Origin of the sequence: Thomasclavelia sp., assembly GCF_017889095.1 — a bacterium.
GTDB lineage: Bacteria > Bacillota_I > Bacilli_A > Erysipelotrichales > Coprobacillaceae > Thomasclavelia.
Window position 1 is genome coordinate 1 of sequence record NZ_JAGHEW010000147.1, and the last position, 8,744, is coordinate 8,744.

Below are 8,744 nucleotides of genomic sequence, written 5' to 3' on the forward strand. Positions count from 1 at the left end.
AAAATGCTTAATTTTTTTTAACTATTTGCCTCAAAAAATGTTATGTGTGATGTTTGTGTGATACTTGTTTGTTATAATGTGAGCGTAATTAAAGGTATATAGTTAGGCTCTATATGATTAATTACCTAAAAATAATTAAGGAAGGGAGTTAAAAAGATGAAAAGAAGTTTTAAGTCGTTTAAATTGCCAAAAGCAATAAGACGAGTATTTGCACTTTTGCTTGTCTGTGGTATTTTTGCCGTAGCAGGTTTAGCTTATGCTGATGGTGAGAATGTAAGAATTGGAAATACTCAAAAGACAAGATCGGAAGTTGTAGCGTTATTTGATAGCGTACAAGGTCTTCCCAATGGGACTAGTGCTACTGATTTTGCAGTTTTTGCAAATAAATTCACATTAACTAGTGATATGGAAGGGGCAATAGCAGTAAATAATCTAGAAGTTACTGGTGGGAATATTGGTGCTACCACAAATGTGACTGATACTGCTAAATATACTGTTAATATTGAAAAAACAGTAGATACTGCTGTTAATTATGAAAGAAAATTTAAGGTGGGTATTTATCAAGGTGAAGTAAAAGCACTAGTAAAAACTGTAGAAATTACAGTACCGGCTGGTCAAACTAGTGGAAAAGCTTCAGTAAACACTAAAGGTTTAAATGGTGATAAATACTATATCTTTGAATTGGATCAAGCCGACAATCCAATTAATAATGGAAGTTCCGGTGTAATGGCTGATGGAAATACTTATGTGGCTAATGTATCTCCTTCATCATTTACAATTGATCGTTTAGATGTGTATAATACATCATATATTAATAATTTTAAAGGAACACATGATAGTTTGGTTCATTCTGAAATTAAAGCAACAGTATGGGTAGGAAATGAAAATGCTGTTGTAAAAAATGGAGATAAAATTGCTATTAAAAATAATGATGATCAAATTTTAACATTTGGTAATAAGAATGTAGTTGAAGTAAAACAAAATCTTAGTGGCGATTTTCCTATTGATTTTGATGCTGCATTTACGTCATTAAAGTCATTATCTAGTACGATTGCTGATTTAAGATCATCTGATGATGTTAAAGTTATCAATATGCCTGTAGGTACAAATGGAGAAATTGATTACACGAATATAACATGTGATGGAAATAAAGTTTTTAGCGATCAAAACAATTATGAAAATAATGGATTTCAATCAGAGGGTAAATTGATAATTTTTAATGTTGATTGTACAAAGTTAAGTGCTAATGATACGTTATATTTAAACAGATCTCCTAAAATAGATGGACAACAACTAGATAGTTGGAATACTTTTGCAAATAATATTATATGGAATTTTTATACTGTTGATAGTAATGGTTCATATGGTACATTTAAAGGTGAAATTAATCAAGGAAAAGCAGGAGCTTGTCCAGGAGTTGTATTAGCACCAGATGCATATTTTTATAATGGTTCAAATATGAATGGTACAGTTATCGCTAAAGAAACTACTCATAATAGTGAATATCATCATATCAAATTAATTGATAACAATATTAATGTAACTGTAAATAATACCTCATCCAATACTGGAAGCTTAAAAATTAAAAAGAATATAACAGTTAATAGAGAGCCATCATCAAATAATAGCACTGTAGGTAATGGAGTTTATTCTTTTGATATTCTTAATTCTGATAAAACAAAAGTTGTTAAAACTGCTGAGATTACAGTTACTAATGGTGTGAGCGGAGAAACAGTAGTAAGTGGTTTAGAACCTGGTCATTATTATGTAAGAGAGAATGTTAATAAATTACCAAGCAATATATCATTAACTAGTGATAATGATGTATATGTTGAAGTTAAAGCTAATAACGTTTCGCAAATACCTGTAGAAGCTTCTTTTACAAATAATGTTGTAGTAGGAAGTTTAAAAATTGAAAAAAGTGTAACTTTAAATGGTAATTCTACAGAAACAACTGATGTCGATGGTGATTATGTATTCCTGGTTAAAAATGAAAAAGGAGATACAGTAGCAACAAAAACGATTACAATTTCTAATGGTAATAGTAATACCGTAACCGTTGAGGGCTTAGCACCAGGTACTTATACAATTGAAGAAATTGATAGTGGGAATGGTACTACATTATCTAAATCAGAAAATACAACAATAACTATTGAAGAAAATAAAATTTCTGAAGTACAAATAGCTTCATTCACTAACAACTTAAACAATACAGGTAGCCTTAAGATTCAAAAGATGGTTACTGATAACAATCAGGTAATAAATGATAATAGAGCTGATGGAACATATAGTTTTGAAATTCTGAATAAATCTGATAAACAACCAGCAAAATATCCTAATGGACAAGAAGTAGGGGAAATTGCGCTAAAAGTTGAAAATGGTATAAGTGAGGTATACGAAGTTAGCGGTTTAGAGCCAGGAGATTATTTGATTAGAGAACTTAATATTCCTAATACTATGGAATTACTAGGTGGAAATGATAAAGAAGTAAAAGTTACAGCAAATAATAGTACTCTTGTTGAAACAACTGTTTTCACAAACAATATCCTAAGAGGAAGTTTAAAAATTCAAAAGAATGTTACAATTAATAAGGAATCAGCAATAGGTAGTATATTAGCTGATGGTACTTATAAATTTGTTGTTAAAGATGATATTGGTGGGGTTGTAGCTACTCCAGAAATTACTGTTACTAATGGTAATAGTAACATGGCAATAGTAGAGGGTTTATTACCAGGAAAATACACAATTGAAGAAACTACTGATGGCACTGGTAAAGCAACATTAGTTGATTCAAAAAATACTGAAATAACAATTACTAAAGATAAAATTACTGAAGTACAAACAGCAGAATTTACTAATAACATTGATATACAGGTAGGAAGTTTGAATATTAAAAAGAATGTAACTTTAAATGGTGCAACTATAAATGGTACTGCTAATAAAACTAAGGTTGATGGACTTTATACTTTCTATGTATTTGATGAAAACAATGTAAAAGTTGCGGAAAGAAATATTAACATTACTAATGGTGAATCTAAAACTATAACAGTAGAAAATTTAGCTCCAGGAAAATATACAGTTAAAGAAGATATCAGTAATTTTAAAAATGGATTGTCATTGGTTGAATATAAAGATGGCATTGTAGTTGAAGTAGAAGCTAACAACAGCACAAAAATTCCAACTGCTTCATTCACAAACAACTTAACTGAAGGTGAAATTGAAATTACTAAAAAAGTTACATTAAACGGTGTTGGAACTACAGGTAAATTAGCTGATGGAACATTTACATTTACTATTAGTGGACCTGATGGTTATAGTAGGGAAGAAAAGATTACAGTAACTAATGGTAAAGCTGATCCAGTAAAATTAACAGAATTAAAACCAGGAACTTATACAATTAGTGAAAAAGATACTGATGGATTTAATTTAACTGGTGTAGAAGTAAGCAATGGAACAGTAAATGAAAATAATGTTGTAACTGTTGAAATTAAAGAAAATACTACAGGAAAAGCTCAAGTTGAAGCAGTTACATTTACAAACAATAAAGAAGTTGGAAGTTTAAAAATTACAAAGAATGTAACTTTAAATGGTAACCCAACTGATAAAGTTAATGGAACCTATAACTTTGTTGTAATTAATGAAAATGGTGAAACTGTAGCAGAAAAATCAATCAAAATTGAAGAAGGTAAATCTAAAACAGTAACAGTAGATAATCTAAAACCAGGTAGATATACTGTTAAAGAAGTTGTTGAAAATTTAGAAAACGGAACAACAATAACTGAAGGTAAAGACGGTATTGAAGTTATTGTAACTGCTAATAATAGTGGAGATGCTATTGGAGTTGCTGAATTTACAAATAACTTAACTGAAGGTGAAATTGAAATCACTAAAGAAGTAACATTAAATGGTGAAGCAACTAAACGTAAATTAGCTGATGGAACATTTGAATTTGAAGTTAAAGATGAAAATGGTAAGGTAGTAGCAAAACCAACAATTACAGTTAAAGATGGTGAAGCTGAAACTAAAACTTTAACAGGATTAAAACCAGGAAAATACACAATTAAAGAAACTGATAGTGATGGTCTTGAATTAAAGGGTGTAGAAGTAAGCAATGGAATAGTAGACGAAAATAATGTTGTAACTGTTGAAATTACTGATGAAAATACTAGTAAAAAAGCTCAAGTTGAAGCAGTAACATTTACAAACAATAAAGAAGTAACTGGAAGTTTAAAAATCACTAAGAATGTAACGGTTAATGGTAAAGAAACTGAATCACGATTAGTTGATAGAACTTATTACTTCAATATTACAGGACCAAATTATAGTGAAACAGTTGGTGTTGAAATTAAAGATGGAAAACCAATTGAACCTGCAGTAGTTACTGGATTATATCCAGGTAAATATATAATTACTGAAGATACAACTGGATTTGGAGAAAATCTTACAGTTGATAAAGAGAATGTTGAAGTTGAAATTACTTTTGATAATTATGATAAAACACAAGAAGTAGAATTTACTAATAACTTAAAAGTTGATGATGCAACATTAACGATTAAAAAAGAAATCAATGAAGATACTAATCAATATAGTGAAGCTGCTATAAAACTTTATACATTCAAGATTACTAATGATGAAGTAGCTGATGGTACAAAGTATGTGGCTAATGATGGTGTGAATTCAATTACATTTAATAATGGTGAAGCTACATTAACTATTAAAGGTAATAGTGAAGTATCATTTGCTGGTTTAAAAGCTGGTGAATATAAAGTAGAAGAAATTGATGCTGAAATCGTTGATTATAAATTAACTACTGATTATGAAGATAATAGTGGTGATAAAGACGATCAGACAGTTGAATTAACTGATGGTCAAGTTGCTATGATTACTGTTACTAACTCTTATGAATATGATGGTCAAGTAGCTGATATGTCAATTACTAAAGTATTGAAAAACTACAATCAAACATTTAAAGGTGGTACATTTGTATTTGAAGTAACTGGTACTAAAGTAAATAGTAATGGTGAAACTGAAATGATTTATAGCGGTATTATTGGGGCAACAACTGATAAAGCTGGAAATTTAAGTGTTGATAAATTGACAAACTTACCAGTAGAACCAGGAGTTACTTATACAGTTAAAGAAGTATATAGTGGTAGTGTGTATAGTCCTGTAAATGATACAGTAGTAATTACTTTAAATAGCCAGGAAGACATTGATCGTTATAAAGATGAAAATGGTAAGATTGTTTTAACGGCTGCATTTGAAAATGATTATAATGGTACAACTATTGGTGGTGCTGGTGTAATCAATATCTATGGATTAAATGATGGAATTAAACAGGTATTTGAGTAAAGGAGGGGTAAAAGATGATTAAGAGATTTTTAAAACATAAAACTTTAGTTATATTGGCTTTTGTAAGCGTAATGGTTTTAGGAATTACAGTTAATAAAACACTTGCATATTTTACCGCTTATACTGATGCCTGGGGTAGTAAAACATTATCGCTTAGTCGAACTACGGAACTTAAAGAAGATTTAGAAGACAATAACAAGGTGATTGTAATTCAAAATACTAGTGAGGATGTTGACATTTATACAAGAGTTAAGGTTTATTTTGCCAATGATCCTGATTTGTCAGTAAGTGTTAAAGATATGTCTGAAGACAATTTATGGAATTATCATGAAGATGATGGTTATTATTATTACACTAAAGCTTTAGCACCAGAAGAATCTACTGAGGTTTTAAAAGCTGAAGTTAAAGCTAAACTTGAAGAAGGTAAGAAAAATAACTTAGAAGTTATCGTCGTTCATGAATATGTTACAGCTTTGTATAATGAAGATGGAACTGGAAATATGGAACTAAGCTGGGAATATGGACTTGATGAAGGAGGAAATAGTTAATGAAAAGATTGAAAAAACTAGCCTCTTCTACTAAAATTTTAAAAGTATTGATGGTAATTTGTTTAGCTGTGATGGTATTTAGTGGATTTAATTTTACTAAAGCAATGTTGACATATTATAGTGATACTTATGTTTCTGGTACTGAAATGTATCAAATCGGGGTTTCTTTGATTGAAAATGATGAAGAAGTATCTCGCTATGATGATGATCGAGTAACATTATTTATTCCAGAAATACCAGAAAAAGGATTAAAGTTAGGAAAAACTTATAAAGAAGAATTAAAGGTTAAAAACTGCGGTGGTAATTTAAGTGATAAAGATAGTGGGATTGATCAATATGTTCGGGTTATTGTTCATAAACGCTGGCTAAAAGTTGATAAAGACGGTAATGCTACTGAACTAGCAGATACTGAATTAAATCCAGATTATATCGATTTAAACTTCGTTAATATCAATGAAAATTGTTGGATTGAAGATACAAGTCAGGCAACTAAAGAACAACGAGTATTCTATTATCATCATATTCTAAAATCAGGTGAAGAAAGTGAATTGTTTGCTGATACAATTAGAATTGCACCTGAGGTTGTTAAAGAAGTAGAAACACAAACAAGTAAAAAAGATGATGGAACAATTGTTACCACATATATCTATGATGATTATAAATTTGAAATTTATGCTGAAGTTGATGCAGTACAAACACACAACGCTAAAGATGCTATTTTAAGTGCTTGGGGTGTTGATGTAACGATCAACGAAGACAAAACTTTATCTTTAGGAGGTGGGGAATAATGAAAATCAAAAAAATATTATTAGCATTGATGTTAGTTATTCCTACCTGCCTAACATCATTATCTAAAGTCCATGGTGAAGATTATACAACTGATGGCTGGTATGTTGAGTTTAAAGATCAAGAAATGATTCAAAACTTTAGTCAGGAAGATATTGATGAAGTTGGTAAGGATTTACAACCAGGGGATACTTGGACGATTCGTCTAAAAGTAATTAATAGTACTGGTAATGAAGATTGGTATATGACTAATGAAGTAGTCAAAACTTATGAAACTAAACGTGATGATGGTCGCGATGAAAATGAAGGTTTAACAGCTGCTGATAATGGTGGTTACACTTATAAACTTTACTATTATGATAATGAAAACTGGCAAGATGAAACAAATGGTCGAGTTATTTATGATAGTGAATTAGTTGGTGGGGATGAAACCGATGGGCTTCATCAAGCTACAAGTGCTTTGGAAAACTATTTCTATCTAGATAGCTTTGCACCAGGTCAAGTTGGTTTATTGGTTTTACAAATTACTTTAGATGGTGAAACTTTAAATAACGATTATCAAAATACATCAGCAGTAGTTCAAATGAACTTTGCCTGTGAAGATCGCGATATTGATAGCAGTAATATAATCACAAATGTAATTAAAACTGGTGATGATCAAATTAATCCAATGATTTATGGAATTATTGCAATGGCTTCATTGGTATTATTTGGAACTTTGGTATATGTAAATCACCGTCATAAAAAGAAAGGGGTAATTGATGATGTCGATGCTTAAAAAATCTATAAGTGCATTTTTTGCAATCGCTTTAATTGTTGCCTACTCTTTTGTTAGTATTAATGCTGAAGAACTGTATCACTATCAAGTAACAATTTATGCTGGAAGTTATGGTGTATTTAACGATGAAGATGCTGTAATTATTGATTCAAGTTCAACTGGTTCATCACCAATCGTAACATTAAATGACCAACGCAGCGAACTTACGATAACGGGGTTAAAAGCCAATGATCGAATTGGTTTGCAAACTAGTAAAATTACGGTGACCAATGATAAATACTATGCTAAAGGTATGAAAATTGGTGGTCGTGATAACGAAAAAAGTTATATTTTACAATGGTATACAATTACCAAAGATAGCAATTATGTAGTATCTTATGGTATTCCTGGTAATCAAGTTGAATATACAACTTACTATGTTGATCAAGATGGAAATCAATTAAGAGAACCAGAAACATACTATGGAACAATTGGTGAATATACAGTAACCGGATATAAATATGTTGATGGTTATTTACCACAAGCCTATAACTTAGGAAAAACTTTGGTGGAAAATGCTGATGACAATACTTATACATTCGTTTATACTCCAATTGCACCATTAACAGCTACCACACCTGCAACGGGAACTACTAGTACTCAAACTGGTGGACAAACCACTACAACTGGTGGAGCTACTGATGGTACGACAACTGCTGGTGGACAAACTGATGGAGGACAAACGACAACAGACCAAGATGATACAACTACAGCTACTGAAGACCAAGTAGAAGATATCATCAATTTGGATGAAGAAGAAACACCATTAGCTAATGGTGAAGACAAAACCACTTCATCTAATAGCAATACTACAATTTATGTAGCTGCTGGTGGCGGTTTGTTAGTAATTATTGCACTAGCAACAATCTTATATCGTCGTAAGAAAAATGCATAATCAAGAATCTAAAAGCGGTTATTCTAAACGAATAATTAGAATTACCGCTTTTTTTATCAATAAATTAGCATACTTGATAATTGGTGCAATAATTCTAATCAATCTAATGGTTTATTTACCAGCCTGCTTTAATTATCAAACATATAGTGTTATTAGTGGTTCCATGGAACCGGAGATAAAAGTTAATAGTCTTATTTATGTTCAAAAAATTGATCCTGAAAAGCTGGTTAGTGAAGATATTATTACTTTTAATAGTAATAAAGGGATAGTTACTCATCGGGTAATTACTAACGATTTATCAGCTAAACAGATTATAACTAAAGGTGATGCCAATTATCAAAATGAT

6 protein-coding genes are annotated in these 8,744 nt (G+C 30.6%); all 6 read left to right on the plus strand.

The features are described 5' to 3' along the window. The first annotated feature begins 156 nt into the window (after positions 1–156). Positions 157–5,352: a collagen-binding domain-containing protein gene (locus J7M77_RS06795; protein ID WP_296877079.1), complete on the plus strand. Its 5,196-nt coding sequence runs from the start codon at positions 157–159 to the stop codon at positions 5,350–5,352. 14 nt (positions 5,353–5,366) lie between these two features. After that, positions 5,367–5,900 (plus strand): hypothetical protein, encoded by a 534-nt coding sequence (locus tag J7M77_RS06800; protein WP_296877080.1) that lies wholly within the window; start codon positions 5,367–5,369, stop codon positions 5,898–5,900. After that, entirely contained in the window at positions 5,900–6,688 is a 789-nt protein-coding gene (locus J7M77_RS06805; protein ID WP_296877081.1) for a hypothetical protein, read from the plus strand. Before J7M77_RS06800 ends, J7M77_RS06805 begins: the two co-directional genes overlap by 1 nt. Beyond that, positions 6,688–7,464, plus strand: coding sequence for a hypothetical protein (locus J7M77_RS06810; RefSeq protein WP_296877082.1), 777 nt, complete (start codon positions 6,688–6,690; stop codon positions 7,462–7,464). The genes J7M77_RS06805 and J7M77_RS06810 overlap by 1 nt, the downstream gene beginning before the upstream one ends. After that, the gene (locus tag J7M77_RS06815) at positions 7,451–8,398 is read left to right on the plus strand and encodes a MucBP domain-containing protein (protein ID WP_296877083.1); all 948 of its coding nucleotides are present in this window, start codon (positions 7,451–7,453) and stop codon (positions 8,396–8,398) included. The genes J7M77_RS06810 and J7M77_RS06815 overlap by 14 nt, the downstream gene beginning before the upstream one ends. Continuing rightward, on the plus strand, positions 8,391–8,744 hold a 354-nt coding region (locus J7M77_RS06820), incomplete at its 3' end, for a signal peptidase I (RefSeq protein WP_296877084.1). The genes J7M77_RS06815 and J7M77_RS06820, both read left to right, overlap by 8 nt.

Coding starts and splice junctions, on each gene's coding strand:
- J7M77_RS06795 (WP_296877079.1), top strand. CDS start 157: ATGAAAAGAAGTTTTAAGTCGTTTAAATTGCCAAAAGCAATAAGACGA.
- J7M77_RS06800 (WP_296877080.1), top strand. CDS start 5,367: ATGATTAAGAGATTTTTAAAACATAAAACTTTAGTTATATTGGCTTTT.
- J7M77_RS06805 (WP_296877081.1), top strand. CDS start 5,900: ATGAAAAGATTGAAAAAACTAGCCTCTTCTACTAAAATTTTAAAAGTA.
- J7M77_RS06810 (WP_296877082.1), top strand. CDS start 6,688: ATGAAAATCAAAAAAATATTATTAGCATTGATGTTAGTTATTCCTACC.
- J7M77_RS06815 (WP_296877083.1), top strand. CDS start 7,451: ATGTCGATGCTTAAAAAATCTATAAGTGCATTTTTTGCAATCGCTTTA.